The sequence below is a fragment of the Streptomyces ruber genome, assembly GCF_014648075.1.
In the GTDB taxonomy this organism is placed as follows: Bacteria; Actinomycetota; Actinomycetes; order Streptomycetales; family Streptomycetaceae; genus Streptomyces; species Streptomyces ruber.
Genome location: NZ_BMQK01000008.1, coordinates 258043 through 274973, shown reverse-complemented (window position 1 = coordinate 274973; position 16931 = coordinate 258043). Strand labels below are relative to the sequence as shown.

General features: G+C 75.4%; 13 protein-coding genes and 1 pseudogene. 2 read left to right on the top strand and 12 right to left on the bottom strand.

What is annotated here, in order from left to right:
* Positions 1 to 137: 137 nt before the first annotated feature.
* From IEZ04_RS19705 to IEZ04_RS19675, 7 genes are all read right to left on the bottom strand, one after another.
* Positions 138 to 3428: an SAV_2336 N-terminal domain-related protein gene (locus tag IEZ04_RS19705; protein ID WP_189218212.1), complete on the bottom strand. Its 3291-nt coding sequence runs from the start codon at positions 3426 to 3428 to the stop codon at positions 138 to 140.
* Positions 3428 to 4444: an AAA family ATPase gene (locus IEZ04_RS19700; protein WP_189218211.1), complete on the bottom strand. Its 1017-nt coding sequence runs from the start codon at positions 4442 to 4444 to the stop codon at positions 3428 to 3430. The genes IEZ04_RS19705 and IEZ04_RS19700 overlap by 1 nt, the downstream gene beginning before the upstream one ends.
* Before the next feature lie 40 nt (positions 4445 to 4484).
* Positions 4485 to 6350 carry a VMAP-C domain-containing protein gene (locus IEZ04_RS19695; protein ID WP_189218210.1) on the bottom strand — a complete coding sequence of 622 codons (1866 nt, stop codon included), beginning with the start codon at positions 6348 to 6350 and terminating at the stop codon, positions 4485 to 4487.
* Positions 6347 to 6700 carry a CU044_2847 family protein gene (locus tag IEZ04_RS19690; RefSeq protein ID WP_189218209.1) on the bottom strand — a complete coding sequence of 118 codons (354 nt, stop codon included), beginning with the start codon at positions 6698 to 6700 and terminating at the stop codon, positions 6347 to 6349. The genes IEZ04_RS19695 and IEZ04_RS19690 overlap by 4 nt, the downstream gene beginning before the upstream one ends.
* A gap of 143 nt (positions 6701 to 6843) precedes the next feature.
* Entirely contained in the window at positions 6844 to 8196 is a 1353-nt protein-coding gene (locus IEZ04_RS19685; protein WP_189218208.1) for a carboxyl transferase domain-containing protein, read from the bottom strand.
* Positions 8189 to 9697 carry an acyl-CoA synthetase gene (locus IEZ04_RS19680; RefSeq protein ID WP_189218207.1) on the bottom strand — a complete coding sequence of 503 codons (1509 nt, stop codon included), beginning with the start codon at positions 9695 to 9697 and terminating at the stop codon, positions 8189 to 8191. Before IEZ04_RS19680 ends, IEZ04_RS19685 begins: the two co-directional genes overlap by 8 nt.
* Before the next feature lie 77 nt (positions 9698 to 9774).
* Positions 9775 to 11163, bottom strand: coding sequence for an SLC13 family permease (locus tag IEZ04_RS19675; protein WP_189218206.1), 1389 nt, complete (start codon positions 11161 to 11163; stop codon positions 9775 to 9777).
* A 185-nt stretch (positions 11164 to 11348) separates the two neighbouring features.
* On the opposite strand from IEZ04_RS19675, the gene IEZ04_RS19670 reads away from it, so the two are divergent.
* Positions 11349 to 12056 carry a FadR/GntR family transcriptional regulator gene (locus IEZ04_RS19670; RefSeq protein WP_189218205.1) on the top strand — a complete coding sequence of 236 codons (708 nt, stop codon included), beginning with the start codon at positions 11349 to 11351 and terminating at the stop codon, positions 12054 to 12056.
* A 6-nt stretch (positions 12057 to 12062) separates the two neighbouring features.
* On the opposite strand, the pseudogene IEZ04_RS19665 reads toward IEZ04_RS19670, so the two are convergent.
* A pseudogene (locus IEZ04_RS19665) lies at positions 12063 to 13137 on the bottom strand (MerR family transcriptional regulator).
* Between the two features lie 178 nt (positions 13138 to 13315).
* Here IEZ04_RS19665 and IEZ04_RS19660 point away from each other — a divergent pair.
* Entirely contained in the window at positions 13316 to 14203 is an 888-nt protein-coding gene (locus IEZ04_RS19660) for an ATP-grasp domain-containing protein (RefSeq protein WP_189218204.1), read from the top strand.
* Between the two features lie 18 nt (positions 14204 to 14221).
* Here the strand turns inward: IEZ04_RS19660 and IEZ04_RS19655 are convergent, their stop codons facing one another.
* From IEZ04_RS19655 to IEZ04_RS19640, 4 genes are all read right to left on the bottom strand, one after another.
* A complete protein-coding gene (locus tag IEZ04_RS19655) occupies positions 14222 to 14827 on the bottom strand; it encodes a hypothetical protein (RefSeq protein WP_189218203.1) in 606 nt (201 codons plus the stop codon).
* Complete coding sequence (locus tag IEZ04_RS19650; protein ID WP_189218202.1) at positions 14787 to 15626, bottom strand: FkbM family methyltransferase; 840 nt, start codon at positions 15624 to 15626, stop codon at positions 14787 to 14789. The genes IEZ04_RS19655 and IEZ04_RS19650 overlap by 41 nt, the downstream gene beginning before the upstream one ends.
* Positions 15627 to 15756: 130 nt before the next feature.
* Entirely contained in the window at positions 15757 to 15984 is a 228-nt protein-coding gene (locus IEZ04_RS19645) for a Trm112 family protein (protein ID WP_189218201.1), read from the bottom strand.
* Positions 15981 to 16928 (bottom strand): hypothetical protein, encoded by a 948-nt coding sequence (locus IEZ04_RS19640; RefSeq protein ID WP_189218200.1) that lies wholly within the window; start codon positions 16926 to 16928, stop codon positions 15981 to 15983. Before IEZ04_RS19640 ends, IEZ04_RS19645 begins: the two co-directional genes overlap by 4 nt.
* Positions 16929 to 16931 lie beyond the last annotated feature (3 nt).

Here is a 16931-nt window from a genome sequence, read left to right as displayed (position 1 = left end):
CCGAGAGCACAGACCGTGACGGGCCGTGAGTTGCGGTCTCCCCTGAATCGTGCGGGGCACGCGCGCGGGGCGCCTTCCGTGAGGGGCCGGACGGGTTGCCGCCGGACGGGTGATTCCGCTCGCGGGAACGCCGGGGGTCAGGACGGACGGACCGCGCGCAGCAGCGGCTCCAGAGAGGTGATCACGCAGCGGCAGCCCGCCTCACGCAACTGCCGTGCGGCCGACCGGTCGGCGGCGTGACCGACGAAGGGCAGCCCGATGGCCGACGCGGCGGTGAACTCGGCGACCGAGGAGCCGACCAGTATGGCGTCGTCCGCCGCGGTCCCCAGCCGGTCCAGCGCCCGCAGCAGGCACTCGGGGTCCGGCATCAGGCGGAGCGGGACGTGGGAACGGCCGTGGACCCCGCCGGACACCGACCCGGTCAGCCCGCGCCGCGCCAGGTAGGCGGAGACCGCGCGCGCCGAGTGGTCCGTGACGACGGCCACCCCGAGACCCCGGTCGGCCAGCGCGTACACCAGGGGACCGGAGAAGGCGAGGGGCTGGGCCGCGCCCAGGTTGCGCTGCTCGATCTCGTCCAGCGCGCCGCTCAGCTCGGGGGCCAGCCGGTGCTGCGCGAGCGCGCGCAGCAGGTCCAGCGGGTCGGCGTGCCCGTCCTGGACCGGCGCGGGCCCGCCCCGCCGCAGCCGCTCGCCCCGCAGCGCGTCGTCCGGGTGGCGCAGCTCCACGAGGCGCGTGGCGAGCGCCTTGGTCATCCGCGACCGGCGGTTCGACGGGACGACGGCCAGGGTGCCCTGGAAACCCAGGAGCACGGACTCGGTGTCGGCGAGGACCAGGGCCAGGGCGTCGGACGCCGCCGTGGTGCTCGTCGAGGTGTCCCACCGCTCCAGCCGCGGCGCCGGGCCGGAGGAGAGCCGTACCGCGCACGTCACCGCGAGCCCCGGCACCGGCCAGTCGGCCAGTCCCTGGTGGATCGCGCGCTGGGCGGCACCGGCCCAGCGCAGCGGGTGGCGCCGGCTGATGCGCGCCGCCTCGCGCGCCAGGTGCTCGTACAGCCGCCCCGGCACTCGCGTCACCCCGCCGCGCACGAAGGCCACGGGATCGTCCACGTGCCAGGACAGCTCGGCCGCCGCCACGAACGTGCTGCGGTCGGCGCTGGGCAGCAGCAGTTGGTGGGTGCTGTGGTGGGTGGTCAGGTCCACCTCGTGGTACGTGACCGGGGACGGGCCGGCGGACGGCACGGGCACGACGGCGGTGCGGCCCGGTTCGGGCGGGCGGACCAGGGCGGCGGAGGGCGCGGTGAAGGGACCGCGCACCAGGTCGCGGAACCCGGTCTCCGGGCCGCGCTCCGGGAGGGCCAGCGGGAGGTACCAGGCACGGGGCGGCCCGTCCGGGGACGGACCGGCGACGGGCCGGAAGCGGGCCGCGTCCGCGGGCTCCAGCTCCCGGTGCAGGGACGGGGAGAGGACGACCACGACGCCCGCGGGGGTGCCGTCCGGAACGGGGACGTCCTCGGCCGGGAACGTGCGGACGGGACGCCGGAGCGCGACGCGGACCCCCGGCGGGTCGTCCAGCTCCCGCAGCGCGGGCGGCAGTTCCCGTTCCAGCACCTCCAGGAGGCGCGGCACGGACGCGCCGGACGCCAGCAGGGCCGTGTACGCCGCGTCCCCCTCGTCGTGCCCGCCCGGTTCGTACGCGTCGGGGTCCAGGCCGCTCAGGGCCAGCAGCCAGGGCAGGAGACGGCCGAGGGCGCGGTGGGCGCGCGGGTGCGCGTGCGGGGAGTCGAGCGTCACCGTGAGGAGCGTCCCGGCGGGCTCGTCCCGGCCGTGCTCCGGCGCCCGGCCCGCCGGAGCGCCCCCGAGCCGCCGCACCCCCTCCTCGCTGACCGTCGCGAACGGCTCGCCCCGCACGGCCGCGCCGCCGTTCCCGGGGGCCGCGACCGCGAACTCGCCGGCCGCCAGCCCGGCCCGCTCGTCGATCAGCGCACCGACCCGCGCGAGCAGTCCGGCGGTGCGGCTGTGGGCGGTGCGGGGCAGCGTGCGCAGCAGCAGCTCCCGTACGCCCGGCCGGAAGGCGTACGTCCCCGGCGGGCCGGGCTCCGTGGTGAGCATGCCGCTGAGGATCACCTCCGCCAGGTGCTGCGGCCGCGGGTGCGCCTCGACCGCGGCCTGGACCAGACGCATCACCGGCAGCTCCGGGCGGCCGACGGCGAGATGGCCGGCCAGCCGGAACGCCTCGGGGGAGGCCAGGGAGCGGAAGCGCAGGACGAGTTCCTCGGCGGTCAGCCGGTCCACGTCCGCCCGCCCCTGGTCGTCGACCGGGTCCGGCGGCGGCTGGGGCGGCAGCAGGGCGACGGAACCGGGGACCGGTCCGACGCCGGTCAGGAGTTTCGACCAGTTCGCCAGCCAGGGCGCGGCGGGCTCCAGGACCGGGAGGACGAGCGCGCCGGGGGCGGACGTGTCCGTCGCGTACCCGTCCGCCTCGTACACCGTGTTGGGGGCCGCCGGCCACGGCGAGGCGACGCGCGCGGGCTCGGCGGGCAGCGCGGTGGTGCGCCACAGGCGCTCCGGGAGCGGCTGCACCACGGCCACCGGCATGCGGGCCGCCCAGCGCCGCAGCGTCGCGTACCAGCGCCGGCCCGCCGGGCCGCCCCGCCACTGCGGCCCCATGCAGTCGCTGACGAGCAGGGTGACCGTGCGGCCGTCGGCGTACGACTCGTGGCCGCTCCACCCCCGTACGGTGCCGTCGGCCGCCAGCCGGTGCGACACCACCGTGCGGAACACGCCGGACTGGGCGAGGGCGCCCCGCAGTTCACGGACGAGGGGGCGCCACACCGGCATGGTCGGGCCGCTGTCGTGCACGAGGCGCAGCGTCAGCCAGCGTTCGGCGGCCGGGCGCAGCACGGGCAGCCACCACCGGGGCTCCGCGCCGAGACGGGCGATGCGGTGGGCGGTCGCCTCCTCGTCCAGCTCGTGCCCGGACGGGGCGGGGACCCGGCGTTTGAGGGGACGCAGCGCCCGCTGGAGGGGCAGGGGGTGGGAGAGCATCGGCGGCGCGGGGGCCAGCAGGGAGGTGTACGGGGCGGTGGCGTCGTCCGTCGCGCCGCCGCCGGTCAGGTGGAGGGGGACGCGGCCGTCGGCGGGGGGCGGCTCGGCGGGCGGGGGCGGCGGGACGGGGGCCGGGGCGGTGGCCGGTGGCGGGGTTGCGGGGCCGGGCGGGTCCTCGCGCGCCGGCGGCCCCGGGGCCGCCGGTGTCTCCGGGTGCGGCGGTGTCTTCGGGGACGGCAGCTGCCCGGCCAGCCACAGCAGTTCGGCGAGCTCCAGGGAGGTCGGGTGTTCGCCCCGTACCCGTGCGAGCAGATCGGCCAGCCGGCCGGTGCCCGGCGCCCCGCCCGCCGTCGAGTCCGTCCCGTCCGCCCCGTGACGCTCCATCAGAACGTGTCCGCCTCGTCGCCCGACCGGCTCAGGTACGGCATGAGCTGCTCCGCCAGCTCGTCCCGGGAGACCGCGTCGAGGCCGGCGGTGCCGGTCAGGTAGATGGCGTTGAGCAGCTGGTCCGTCGCCAGCTCGCCGTCCGTCCCCCGGGACAGGAAGCGGGCGATCAGGTCGCGGGCGTAGGCGTCCGGCTCCCCGAGGTGCGCCCGCACGATCTGCTCCAGGTGCGCGTCCCGCGGCTGGTGCAGTTCGAGACGGACGCACCGCCGCAGGAACGCGGGCGGGAACTCGCGCTCGCCGTTGCTCGTCAGCACCACGAACGGGAACGCCAGACAGCGCACCCGGCCCCGCGCCACCGTCACCCGGTCGTCGGTGCCGTCGACCATCACCTCGGCCGTGGGGGTGTGGCGGGCGGCGCGCACCAGCTCCGGGATCTCGTACTGGCCCTCCTCCAGGACGTTCAGCAGGTCGTTCGGCAGGTCCAGGTCGCTCTTGTCGATCTCGTCGATGAGCAGGGCGCGCGGCCGGCCGTACGGCAGCAGGGCCGTGCCCAGCGGGCCGAGCCGGAGATGGTCCTCCAGCTCGCCGTCCGGGGGCACGTCGGCCGCGGCGGCGCGCCCCGCCGCGTACAGCCGGGACAGCGGGTCGTACTGGTAGAGGCCGTCGCGCAGCGTCGTACGGCTGGCGATGTTCCAGCGCAGCACCGGGCCGAGCCGCAGCTCCCGTGCCACGGCGTACGCGAGGCTCGACTTGCCGCTGCCGGGCGGCCCCGTCACCAGCAGCGGCCGGCGCAGGTACAGGGCGGCGTTGACGAGTTGCACCGCCCGGTCGGTGGGGCGGTAGGTGCGGGCGCGGTGCAGCCGGTCGGCGGAGGTGGCCGAGGCGTCCTGGTGATCGGCGGGGGTGGGCAGCCGCGGGCCGCCGTCGAAGGCCCGCCACGGGGGCGGGGCGGGCAGCTTCTCGATGCCGTCGTGGGGGGCGCTCGTACCCGTGTAGACGGGCCACAGGGACATGGGGGTCGCTCCTCGTGGGGCTCGGAACTCAGGTCGCCGGTCAGCCGACCGGCGAATGCTGGTAGCCGACGGGATCGGGCAGGCATCTGGGGTCCTCCCAGAGCAGCGCCAGGTCGTCCGCCCAGTGCGGCTCGGCGGACTCCGAGGCGTAGGCCGTCTCCCGCAGCTCGTGCACGTACGCGGGGAGTTCGGACGGCGGGAGGTCCGCCAGGTGCTCGGCGAGGCGGTCCAGGAACGCGCTGCCCCGGCAGTCCTCGTGCGACGGTCCCCGGCAGCCGGAACGCGGCCACAGCATCACCGGCACGGGCGCGTTCAGACCCGCCCCGAACAGCCGCCGGGTGCCGTCGGCGCGCGGCGGGAAACCGAAGCCCACCATGTCGGCGGCGCGGCGCAGGCCGACGGTCAGCTTCTTCGGGTCCTGGCCGGTCCCGGCACAGCCGATGCGGTGCAGCCGGGCCGAGGGCCGGCCGTCGAGGTGCTGCCACTTCTGCTGGAGCTTGTGCTGGAGTCCGCCGCTGCGGCGCCGCTCCAGGTCCATGACGACGAGCGGGGCGAAGGCGCCGAGCGGGCTGTCGTCGTCGGCGCTGCGCTGCCAGTGCGCCACGTCCAGGTTGAGCCAGCGGCGCGGCAGGACGAAGGCGATCAGCTCCCGCGCGCGGGGCTCCAGCTCGTGGTAGGCCTCGTCGATGCGTTCCAGCACGTACGGGCGGACCCGGTCGGCGGGCAGCCGGCGCGAGCCGACCACGCGGCGGTGCCGGCCGATGTACGCGGACACCTCGGCCAGGACCATCTCCCGGCCCGACCCGTCCGTGCCGCAGCCGCTCGGCGTCAGCTCGACGAGGATGGGGGACCAGGGGCGGGCGCCGGGGGCGCGTAAGGACGCCTCCCCCGTTCCCGGGGCCGTGTCGCGCCGGTCGCCGTGCGGGGCGGGCGGGCGAGGCCAGGACCGCAGCGCGGCCCGGGTCGGGGCGTCGGCGTACTCGGCGAGCCGGGCGGCGAAGCGGGCGACCGCCTCCTCGTCGCGCACCTCCGACAGCAGGTACCAGGCCGCGTCCCACAGGGAGACGAAGCCGTGCGGCGGCGGCAGGGGCCCGAGCAGGCCGACGGCCTCCTGGTAGAGCCGGCCGGGATCGCAGTCCGGCGGGCCGGACCGGGCGGTCTCCTCGACCAGCAGCCGCAGCCGTCTCTTCTGCTGCTCGTCGTAGCCCGGTGTCGGGACGAGGTCGCCGAGCGGCGGCCAGTAGCGGGCCATCACGTGCGCGGGCAGCATGCGCCCGTTGCGGACACCGGGGTCGCGCGCCGCCGACGACACCATGCCGACGACCCGGCCGCTGTCCGCGAGCGTGACCGCCGCGCCGCTGAACCCGGGCACGAGCGACTGCCCGTACGGCGCCCACGCCTCCAGCTGCACCCACTCGCCGGCGATGAGCTGGTCCGTGGTCGCCCGGTACTCGGCGAGGGTGCCCTCGTCGTAGTGCTTGGGGAAGCCGTACGTCACCAGGCGGCGCGGCGGGTCCCCGTAGGCGTCCGCCGGGTCGGCGAACCGGGCCGGCCGGTACGGGACGGGGCGGTCGAGCTCCAGGACGGCGAGGTCGCCCGGGTCGGCGTCGTGGCCGTTCCAGCCGCCGTGGGCGATCACCCGGGCGGGGATCGCGGCGGGGGTCCCGGCCGGTCGTGCGTGCTCGTACTCGTGCTCGTGCTCGTGCTCACGCTCGTACGCGTGCCGGCGCGCGGGCTCCTGCGTGTGCGCATGGGCGTGCGCGTGCGCGAAGGAGACGCTCACCTTCTCCCTGTCGGCGCCCGCGACGACATGGGCGCAGGTGAGGACGTGTCGTTCGGTCACCAGGAAGCCGGCGCCGATGTCGCGGCCGCAAACGATCCTGGCGTGCCAGGCCGCGGTCCTCATGAGCCCGCGGGGGTCTCCGGGGAGTCGGCGGACCGCCCGGGCGACCAGGAGAGCTTGACCAGCAGGTGCCCCTCGACCGCGCTCTTCGCGATCAGGGCACCCGCCTCCGCGGTGAGCCTCACCCCGAACTCGATCTCCACTGCGTCGGGTCGCAGCGACCCGTCGCGGAAGACCCGCAGCGCCGAGGAGGCGGCGGACCGCACGCCGTCCAGCGCCCCCTCGAAGGTGCGGGTGGCCTGCACCGCCCCGTCGGCTCCGCGGGAGACGAGCCGTGAGCCGCTCTCGTCGCCGGCGGCCTCGACGGTGATCACGGCACCGTCGGCGGTGGTGAACTCGACAAGACCTTCCACTGTGCCCCCGTTTCGTTCTTCGTGACTCTCGACCACCCTAGTGTCACGCACGGTACAGAGGCATCGGCTTTACCGACAGGCCGCGGGCACGGCCCTACATGGTTCGTACACATACTGTCCCGCGGTCGCCCGTCGGCCGGATCTCAGCCGGAGTGCGCGGCCCCCACGACGCCCCGTACCATCCCCAGTTCCACCAAGTCCTGTGGCCGCAAACGCAGTTGGCCGGCCGTCGCGCGCACCTGGTGCTCCGGGCGCTTGAGGATGGCGGCGGCGAGTTCGGGCGCGATCACCGAGAAGTAACTGTCCGGGGTGGCCCAGGTGTTGCCGGGCGCCGCCAGGGCGAGCGCTCCGCCCGAGCCGCCCTCGCCGATCACCAGTGTGGTGACCGGCGTCCGGGCGGTGGCCACCGCCCGGAACAGGTCCGCGATCGCACCGCCCGCGCCCTGCCGCTCCGCCTCCGCGTCGTTGGCGGCGCCCGGGGTGTCCACCAGGGTCAGCACGGGAAAGCCCAGCCGTCCCGCGAGGCGGACCAGCCGGGTGGCCGTACGGTACCCGGCGGGCCGGATCGCGGTCCCGTTCTGGGCGGCGTAGGCGACGGTCCGGCCCCCGTGCTCGCCGAAGCCGCACAGCATGCCGGGGTCGGTGCCGCCGCAGCGGTCGCCGCTGATGGCCGCGCGCCGGGTGAAGTAGGCGTCCAGGTAGGCCTCGGCGCGGGGGCGCTCGGGGGAACGGGCGCGGGTCACGGCCTCCCAGCCGGTGGCCGGGAGTCCGGCGCCGGCACCGAGGGCGTGGGGCGGCGGCGCGGGCTCCGGTGACCGCCAGGTGAGCAGCGACAGCCACCGGGCCAGCGTCTCCCGCAACTCCTCGGGGCGTACGAGCGCGTCCGCCGCGCCCGCCGCGACCTGCGCCTGTGCCGTGTACGCCGCCGGGTCCGCGTCCGGCGGGCGGACCCGGGAGCCCGCGAAGCCCACCTGGGCGCCGGGCAGCGCCAGCACCACGTCGGCGCCCGCGCCCAGCGTGGCCCAGCCGCCGCCGGTGGTCGGATCGCGCAGGACGGCGATCTGCGGCAGCCCCGCCGCCCGGGTCAGCGCCGACTGCCGGGCGACGCGCTGGAGCTGGACGAGCGCGCGCATGCCCTCCTGCATCCGGCTGCCGCCCGTCGCGACGAGCGGGACGACCGGCAGCCGGTGCTCCCGCGCGTACGTGTACGCCGCCTCCAGCCGGTCCCCGGTCCGCTCCCCGAGCGACCCGCCCAGGAAGCCGAACTCGAAGGCGAGCACCACCGCCGCCGTTCCGCCGATCACCGCCCGCCCGCAGACGACGGACTCCTCCTCGCCGGTGCGCGCGGCGGCGCGGGCGCGGGCGTCGTCGTACCCCTCCCAGCCGAGGGGGCCGTCGGGGCCGAGGCCGTGCGGTCCGGCGGCGGGTGCGGGGAGCGGAGCGAAGTCGTCCGTGACCAGGGCGATGACCGCGCGGGCGGACAGGCGCTCAGCCATGGCCGGAGACGTTCTCAAGGGCGTCCTTCCGGACGTCCTTCTGAGCGTCCTTCAGGGCCCGCTTCATGATCTTGCCCATGTCGTTGCGGGGGAGCGAACCGAGGAAGCGCACGGTGCGGGGGCGCTTGTGCGGGGCGAGGCGGTCGGCGACGTGGCGGGTGAGTTCGGCGGCGAGGTCGTCGTGGAGAGCGTCCGCAGGTACCACCCACGCCACGATCCGCTCGCCCAGGTCGTCGTCCGGCTCGCCCGTGACGGCGGCCTCGCGGACGGCGGGGTGCTCGAGGAGCGCGTTCTCGATCTCCCCCGCACCGATCTTGTAACCACCGCTCTTGATCAGGTCGGTGGCCTTGCGGCCGACGATCCGCACGTACCCGTCGGGGTCCCGGACCGCCATGTCGCCGGTGCGGAACCAGCCGTCCGGAGCGAACGCGGCGGCGGTCGCGTCCGGCCGGTTCAGGTACTCGGTGAACAGGTTCGGCCCGCGTACCTGGATCTCGCCGACGGTCTCCCCGTCGTACGCCGCGACGGGCGTGCCGTCCTCCTCCACCAGCCGCAGTTCGACGCCGGGCAGCGGGACGCCGACGGTTCCGGCGCGCGGTTCGCCGTCCGCGCGCACGCTCGTGTTCATCAGCGTCTCCGTCATCCCGTACCGCTCGATGACGCGCCGTCCGGTGGCCGCCGCGATCCGCTCGTGGTCGTGCACCGGCAGCGCCGCCGAACCGGAGACGAGCAGCCGCGCCCGGCCGAGCGCGGCGGCCAGCGCGGGGTCGCCGGGCAGGGCCTCGGCGAGCCGGTGGTACATCGTCGGCACGCCGAACAGCATGGTCGCGCCGGAGTCCAGCTCGCGGGCGACCCCCGCCGTGTCGAACCGGCCGAGGTGGCGCACCGACCCGCCGCGCCGCAGGGGCCCGAGGACGCCCAGGATCAGCCCGTGCACGTGGAAGAGGGGGAGAGCGTGCACGAGCACGTCGTCGCCGGTCCACTGCCAGGCGTCGGCCAGCGCGTCCAGGGTGGCGGCGATCGCCCGGCGGGGGATGACGGCGCCCTTGGGCGGGCCGGTGGTGCCGGAGGTGTAGACGACGAGGGCGGGGTGGTCGGCGGTCGGGCCGGTGGGAAGCGGCGTCTCGCGCGGTGACGCCTGGACGTCGACGTCGACGCGCTCCAACTGGGCGAGGGCGGAGGGGAGCTCGGCCTCCGGTGAGGTGAGGACCAGCTGCGGCGCGCTGTCCTTGACGATGTGCCCCAGCTCGCTGTCGCCCGACTTCGGGTTGAGCGGGACGGCGGGCACCCCGGCGAGCAGCGCGGCGACGACGCCGACCGCGGTCTCCAGGGTGGGGGTCGCCCACACGGCCACGCGGTCCGCGCCCCGCAGCCGCCCGGCCGTCGCGCCGGCCGCGGCGGCGAGTTCCGCGTAGGTCAGGGAGCGCTCGCCGAACCGCAGGGCGGGGCGGTCGGCCGCGGTCGGGGAGATGTCGGCCAGGGCCGGAAAGAGAGGGGACACGCGTCGTACTCCTTCACTCGTCAGGTCGTCCATGCCGGTCGTCCATGCCGGTCGTCCATGCCGGTCGTCCATGCCGGTCATCCCCACCCGGGCACCACCAGCACCAGCCACACCATCGCGGGTACCACCGCCACCACGATTCCCCCGTACACCATCAGCTGCCGGAAGAAACGTTCCCGGTCGACGTCCGGTGCGGCGGCGAGCACCAGCGCGCCGTTCGTCGAGAACGGGCTCACATCCACGACGGTCGCCGACACCGCGAGCGCCGACACCATGCCGATCGCGCCGATTTCCCCCTGCGCCAGGAACGGCACCGCCAGCGGGATCAGCGCGCCCATGATGCCCACGGACGACGCGAACGCCGAGACGAGCGCGCCGATGTAGCAGAGCAGCACCGCGGCCAGCAGCGGGACGCCGATGCCGCCGACGCCCTCGCCGGCCCAGGTGATGGTGCCCATCTCCGCCAGGACGCCGACATAGGTGAGGACGCCGCAGATGAGCAGCACCGTGGGCCAGGCGATCTGCCCGACCGCGGCCCGGCTGTCCGCCGGCCAGACGGTGCTCAGCACCACGGCGAGGGTGATCGAGGCGAGGCCCGCGTCGAGGTCGAAGCCGAGTACGGCGACGACGAGGGCGGCCAGGGCGAGGAGGGTGGCCGTGCGGGCGGGGGTGAGGCGGGGCCCGCGGCCGTCCTCGTCCGCGATGCCGTCCTCGGTGCCGTCCTGGGAGGCGGGCGCGATGGTGGCGGTACGGGTGCCGCCGGTGCCGTCGCCCGTGGGGCGCCCGCTGTCCGTACCCGTACGGCGGGCGGGCGCCGGGGTTCCACCGCCTTGATCGGCGGAGGCCGGAACCGGCTCCCGCCCCCACAGCCCCAGCCCGCCGCAGACGACGAACACGACACCCGCGATGACGAGGTTGGCCAGGAGGGAGGCCAGGAAGAGCGTGATCTCGCTGCCGGGGAGCCGCTCGCGCTCGACGATGCCGTTGACGATCGACCCGTAGATGCTGATCGGTGAGAAGCCGCCGGCCTGCGCCCCGTGCACCACCATCGCGCCCATGAGCAGCGGGCTGATCCCGTACCGTGCGGCGAAGCTCAGCGCGACGGGCGCGACGATCGCCACGGCGGCCGGACTGACGGCGCCGATCGCGGTGAGGACGCCGGTCAGGGCGAACATCACCCAGGGGATGAGCGCCACCCGCCCGCGCACGAGCCGGAGCGCGGCGTGCACCAGCCAGTCGGTGGTGCCGTTGGCGCGGGCGATGGCGAAGAGGTACGTGACACCGACGAGGACGACGAACAGATCGCCGGGGAAGCCGGCGAAGACGCCGTCCGCGTCCATGCCGGCGACGAGCCCGCCCACGCCGAAGGCGGCGGCGAAGGCGAGGGCGCCCATGTTGACGGAGCGCGTGGTGGCGAGGGTGAACACCACGACGAGGACGAGGATCGAGACGAGTTCGGGGGACATGCGGGCTCCCGTCGTTGGGTCCCGGAGCGGAGCGCGGCGGATTGGTCGAGTGGCTGAGCCACTGGGGGTGTTGGCTGGCCAGCGTGACCCCGGTCCCGAGGCCGGTCAAGGGGTCGCGCACCAATTGGCTGAGCCACTCGGCCACTTGAAGCCCCGGTGCTACGCTCCCGAGGAGAGGGGGACCCGTGACCGACGCCCTGCGCCCGATGGCGAAGCAGCGCCTCTACGAGCAGGTGCTCGACCGACTGCGGCAGTACGTCACCGAGTGCGGCCTGCGCGCGGGCGACCGCCTGCCGCCCGAACGCGATCTCGCCCGGCGCCTCGGCGTCAGCCGGGCCTCCGTCAAGCAGGCGATCGTGGTCCTGGAGGTGCAGGGCCTGGTGGAGGCCCGCCACGGCGGCGGTACGTACCTCGTCCGCGACAGCCTCGACGTCGAACCGGTGGAGGCGCTCGTCGAACGCCGCCGGCGCCTCCCCGACGTACTGGAGGCCAGGGAGGCGCTGGAGACGAAGCTCGCCGAACTCGCCGCCGAGCGCCGTACGGAGGAGGACCTGGAGGCCATCCGCTCGGCGCTCGCGCACATGGAGCGGGAGATCGAGGAGGGCGCGTACGGGGTGGAGGGCGACCGGCTGTTCCACGCGGCGGTGACGGCGGCGGCGCACAGCAGCCTGCTCGCGGAGTTCATGCGCTCCATCGCCGACCAGATCGCCGAGAGCCGCACCGAGTCGCTGCGCCAGCCGGGCCGCCCGCACCGCTCCCTGGCCCAGCACCGCGCGATCGCCGACGCCGTCGCGGACGGCCGGCCCAGGCAGGCGGCCGCGGCGATGCGCCGCCACGTCCGCACGGTGGCGAAGGTGCGGCTGCTGGACTGGGAGCCGGGGGGAGAGGGGTGAGGGCGGTCACGCGTCCCCGAGGACGGACCGGACATCGGCCACCACACAGCTCACGTTGTCCGGCCCACCGGCGCCGTTCGCCTCGGCGACCAGGGCCCGGACCGCGTCCTCCGGGTCCGGGACGGTGACCAGGACCCGGCGCACGACACCGTCCGCCACGACGCGGGAGAGCCCGTCGGAGCACAGCAGGAAGCGGTCGCCGGGGCGGACGTCCTGGAGGCGGAGGTCCGGGGACGGGGCGGATCCGCCGTGCAACCCCTTGAGCAGCAGCATCCGCTGGGGATGGGCGTCGGCCTCCTCGGGTGTCAGCCGGCCCTCGTCGAGCATCGACTGCACGAGCGTGTGGTCATGGGTGATCCGGGAGAGCGCGCCGTCGCGCAGCAGGTAGGCGCGCGAGTCGCCGATGTGCACGAGGGCGAGCTGCGAGCCGGTCCAGAGCATGGCGGTGAGGGTCGTGCCGTCCTCCTCGGTGCCCGCGACGTCCCGTACGGCGCGGGTGGCGCCCTGCACGGCCTCCTCCAGCAGACTCAGCACGCTGCCCGTTGGGGAGCGTCTCGCGGTCCAGCACCTTCAGCGCCTCGACGGCGGCCGATGACGCGGACGCTCCGGCGGAACCGAAGCCGTCGGCGACGGCGAGCACGCGGGTGCCGGCGTGGGCGGTGTCCTGGTTCGCGGGACGGACCAGTCCGGTGTCGGAGTGGGCGGCGTAACGGAGTCCCAGCATGGCGGTGTCCTCCTCGGACGGAGCGGACGTGTCGGAGAGGTGGTCCACGAGGAACGCCACCAGGTCCCGGCGCGCCGCCGTCTCGGCCTCGGCCCGCGCCCAGTACGCCCGGATCTCGCGAGCCGCGGCCGGCCCGTCCAGCGCGCACACCTGCCGGATGCGAGCGAGCGGCATGCCCAGCCGCCGCAGCCACGCCACCAGCCGGGCCCGCTCCAGCTGTCCGGCCGCGTAGTAGCGGTAGCCGGTGTCGGGGTCGACCCTGGCGGGCCGCAGCAGGTCCAGCTCGTCGTACAGCCGCAGCGCCTTCGGCGACAGCCGGGAGGCTCTCGCGAAGGCGCCGATGGTCAGCATGGTCATGCGGGCTCCCCCGGGTTCCTCGTGCCGCTCCTGATGCTGGGGCTTCACCGAAGGGGAAGGTCAACAGGGCTGCGAGGGCGGACCGGCGGCTGTATGCGCTTGCGCCGCCGGTGGCGGGAGTTGTTGTCTTTCGGCCGAGACCAGCCAGTTGCACTCCCGTACGAGAACGGAGCCCCCCGTGACCCGCACCGCTCCCCGCATAGCACTCGCCACCTACGACCCCGGCGCCGACGAGCACAAGGACCGCGACCTGCCGGTGCTGGCGCGGGCGGTGGGGGAGGCCGGGGCCTCGGCCGAGGTCGTGCACTGGGACGACCCGGAGGCCGACTGGAGCGCGTACGACCTCGTCGTCCTGCGGTCCACCTGGGACTACAGCTGGCGGGCCGAGGAGTTCGCGGAGTGGATCGCGCGGTGCGCACAGGTGACGCGGCTCGCCAATCCGGCGCACGTCGTGCGCTGGAACGCCGACAAGCGGTACATCGGGCAGCTCGCGGACGCCGGAGTGCCCGTCGTGCCCACCCGGTACGTCGCGCCCGGCGATCCCGTCGGGCTTCCCGGGGACCGCGGATTCGTCGTCAAGCCCACCTCGGGGGCCGGATCGCGGCTCGCCGCGCGGTACGCGGCCGGTGAGCGGGACGCTGCCGTACGGCACATCGAGCGGCTGCACGCCGAGAAGCTGACGGCGATGGTGCAGCCCTATCTCACCGGCATCGACGTGTCCGGCGAGCGTGCCCTGCAGTTCTACGGTGGCGAGCTGCTGCACGCCAGCCGCAAGAGTGCCGTGCTCACGCCGGGCACGCCGTACGACGCCGACAAGGTGGCCCACCCGGACCTGCGCCCCCATGAGCCCACCGACGCCGAACTCGCGGTCGCGGAGCGCGCGCTGGCCGCCGTACCGGGTGGGGCCTCGGAGCTGCTGTACGCGCGCGTCGACCTCGTGGACGGCGAGGACGGGCGGCCGTGTGTGATGGAGCTGGAGCTGATCGAGCCGAATCTGTTCCTGTGGTTGCATCCGGGGTCGGTGCAGGCCGTGGCGGGGGCGATCGTCACGGCCGCCGGCACGTGAGGAGGAGCGGGGCTGCTCTCAGTCGCCCGTCCCCACCCGCTGCAGCAACCCCCACGTGAACTCCGCGACGCACTCCCGCCGTACGCCCTCCGCGTCCGGTGCCGTGAAGGACAGCCCGAAGCGGCTGGGGGCCGTGCCCTCCAGGGGGCGGGCGGGGGCGAAGGCCCGGGCCGCCTCGTCGACCGTGCAGGACCAGGGGGTGAGGTCGGCCAGGGCGCGCAGCCGGGGGGTGGGGGCGCCCGGCGCGCGGACCAGCCACTCGTTCCATACCGCGCCGTTCGGGGCGAGCATCACCTCGAAGCGCAGGTCCGGCCAGAGGGGGACCGGCCAGAGCAGGGCCTCGCACTCCAGGTCGCCGATCGTGCGGGGCGTCACCGATTCCGGGGGGCCCAGGATCGAGCGGTAGCGCGAGGCCGCCGCGCGGGCGCGCGGTGAGCGGAGCATCGCCTGCCAGCGTTTGTTCGCCTCGCGCATGTCGGTGATCGAGACGTCCAGTTCGCGGCGGGCGTCCGCGACCAGGTCCGGGTTGTGGTCGGCCATGCGGCGCAGGAGGACGAGCTGGAAGTCGAGCGGGGTGAACGGGCTAGCGGGGCCCTTCGGGGCCGGGGGGATCGGAGAGGGCATGCCCTCCATGCTCGCCCACCGGGGGCGCCCCCGGGCGGCGGCCGTCGGGCAGGAACAGCACCGAGTTCACGTACCGGGGTGCCCACAGGGCGCGGAAGGGGAGTGTGCGACGCAGGAGACCGTGTGATGCCACGTGCGACACCCTGGCCTGGTGAGCCTCCAGGAGCGCCGGGTCCAGTGGCAGCCAGGTGCGGCCGGGCAGGACCCAGCCCGCGTAGCCGAGGCCCGTGAGCAGGTCGACGACCGGGGTGATCGGCTGGATACGGGACTCGAGCTCCACGAAGAGCGCCGGGCGGTCGCGGGTCAGGACGCCGTGCGCGCCGCGCAGGACCGCGAGTTCGGCACCGTCCACGTCGATCTTCATGAAGCCGACGTCGCGCAGGCCGAGCTCGTCCAGGGTGACGAGGGGGACGTGCAGCGCGCGGGCGTGGATGTCCCGGCGGACCAGGGACGACACCCCCCGCGCGCCGTCGTCGCCCGGTGGCAGCCACAGCCGGGCGGTGCCGGCGCGGTCCGAGGCGGCGGCCTCGACCACACGGACGTTGGCGGGGGCGGTCTCGGTGAGCAGCCGGGCCAGCCGGGGAGCCGGTTCGACCGTGACCACCTGGCGGGCCCGTGCCGCCAGGCGGCGCGTCCAGGGGCCGTACCAGCCGCCGACGTCCACGGCCGTGCCGCAGTCCGGGGGGCAGAGGTCGTCCAGTCTGCCCAGTTCCGGCTCGAAGCGTGGGTACAGGTATCCGGCCGCCGCGGCGACCAGGTGTTCGGGCAGGTGGGGGGCGACTCGGGCGGCGAGGGTCATGAGGTTGTCTGCCGCGTCGGCGGGGCGGGTATGCGGGGCGGGGCCGTTCTCTCGCCGTCTTTCGCGCAGTGTTCCTCGCCGCGTCTCCCGGCGGGTGGCTCCGGCCGGCCGGGCGGCATGGCGTGGGGCGTCATGACGCCGTCCGCCGGAGCAGTTCCTCGTGCTCCTCGTCGGTGACCTGCTCCCCCGAGGACGGGAGCAGTTGCGGGATGCCGTCGACGATCGGGTAGCGGCGGTGCAGCCGCGGGTTGTAGAGCGCCTCCGCCGAGCGGGGCGCCTCCTGCTGGACGAGCAGGAGCAGCGGACCCTTGTCGAGCGGGCACGCCAGGATCTTCAGCAGGGGGTCGTCGGGGGTCATGGGGTCAGCTCCTTGGCCGGTGCGGAGGGATGGGAGGTGGACGTGTCGTGCTTCGGCATCGTCAGCAGGACCACGACCGCGAGCGCCGTGCCCGCCACGCGCAGCACCAGCCGCGCCGGGTCCTCCGGCAGCGCCTCGCCGAACGACAGCGTGCCGAGCACCGCGGTGAACAGGCACGTCACCGTGGTGCACACCGGCACGATCAGTGAGGCCCGGCAGCGTTGCAGCGCCGCCTGCGACATGACGAGGCCGAACACGCCGGTGAACAGCAGCAGGTACGGGTACGGGGAGCGCAGCAGCGCGAGGACCGTCCCGGCCACGCCGTCCGACGCGAGACGGCCGGACACGCCCTTGATCGCCAGCGAGCTCACCCCGTACAGCAGGCCCACCGCCACGCCGTACTCGACACCGGTGGTGGACGGGCGGTGCCGTTGGCGGGTCCGCCGCTCGGCGGCGAGGTACAGCCAGACGCCCAGGGCGAGGGCCGGCAGGCAGGTCGTCAGGATCAGGCCGTACGGGGCACTGTGGCTCACCGCGTCGCCGCCCCCGCCTCCGCTTCCGTCCCCGTCGCCGCTCCCGTCGAGCGACAGCACCACCATCAGCAGCGCGACGAGTATCGCGGCGAGCGCGTACCGTTCGCGGCCGGTCGTCCGCTCGCCGAGGATGCGGGACGAGAGCAGCACCAGCAGGACCAGGCCGGAGACGAAGACGCCCTGCGCGGCGGCGATCGGGAGGGTGCGGTACACGGCGAGCTGGGCCCCGAGACCGGCGGCCAGGGCGAGCGCGCCGCCGATCCACAGCGGGCTGCCCAGGACGACGCGGAGCAGGCGGGCGGGGCGGCGGACCGTGACCTGCTCCAGTCCGCCGAGCGCCCTCTTCTCCAGCACGAACCCGATGCTGTACAGCGCGTTCGCCAGCAGGGCCGCGGCCACTCCCCACCCCATGGC

Bases quoted from the DNA above. Each gene is read 5' to 3' on its own strand.
- IEZ04_RS19705 (WP_189218212.1), bottom strand. From the start codon at position 3,428: ATGGAGCGTCACGGGGCGGACGGGACGGACTCGACGGCGGGCGGGGCG.
- IEZ04_RS19700 (WP_189218211.1), bottom strand. From the start codon at position 4,444: ATGTCCCTGTGGCCCGTCTACACGGGTACGAGCGCCCCCCACGACGGC.
- IEZ04_RS19695 (WP_189218210.1), bottom strand. From the start codon at position 6,350: ATGAGGACCGCGGCCTGGCACGCCAGGATCGTTTGCGGCCGCGACATC.
- IEZ04_RS19685 (WP_189218208.1), bottom strand. From the start codon at position 8,196: ATGGCTGAGCGCCTGTCCGCCCGCGCGGTCATCGCCCTGGTCACGGAC.
- IEZ04_RS19675 (WP_189218206.1), bottom strand. From the start codon at position 11,163: ATGTCCCCCGAACTCGTCTCGATCCTCGTCCTCGTCGTGGTGTTCACC.
- IEZ04_RS19655 (WP_189218203.1), bottom strand. From the start codon at position 14,827: ATGCCCTCTCCGATCCCCCCGGCCCCGAAGGGCCCCGCTAGCCCGTTC.
- IEZ04_RS19650 (WP_189218202.1), bottom strand. From the start codon at position 15,626: ATGACCCTCGCCGCCCGAGTCGCCCCCCACCTGCCCGAACACCTGGTC.
- IEZ04_RS19645 (WP_189218201.1), bottom strand. From the start codon at position 15,984: ATGACCCCCGACGACCCCCTGCTGAAGATCCTGGCGTGCCCGCTCGAC.
- IEZ04_RS19640 (WP_189218200.1), bottom strand. From the start codon at position 16,928: ATGGGGTGGGGAGTGGCCGCGGCCCTGCTGGCGAACGCGCTGTACAGC.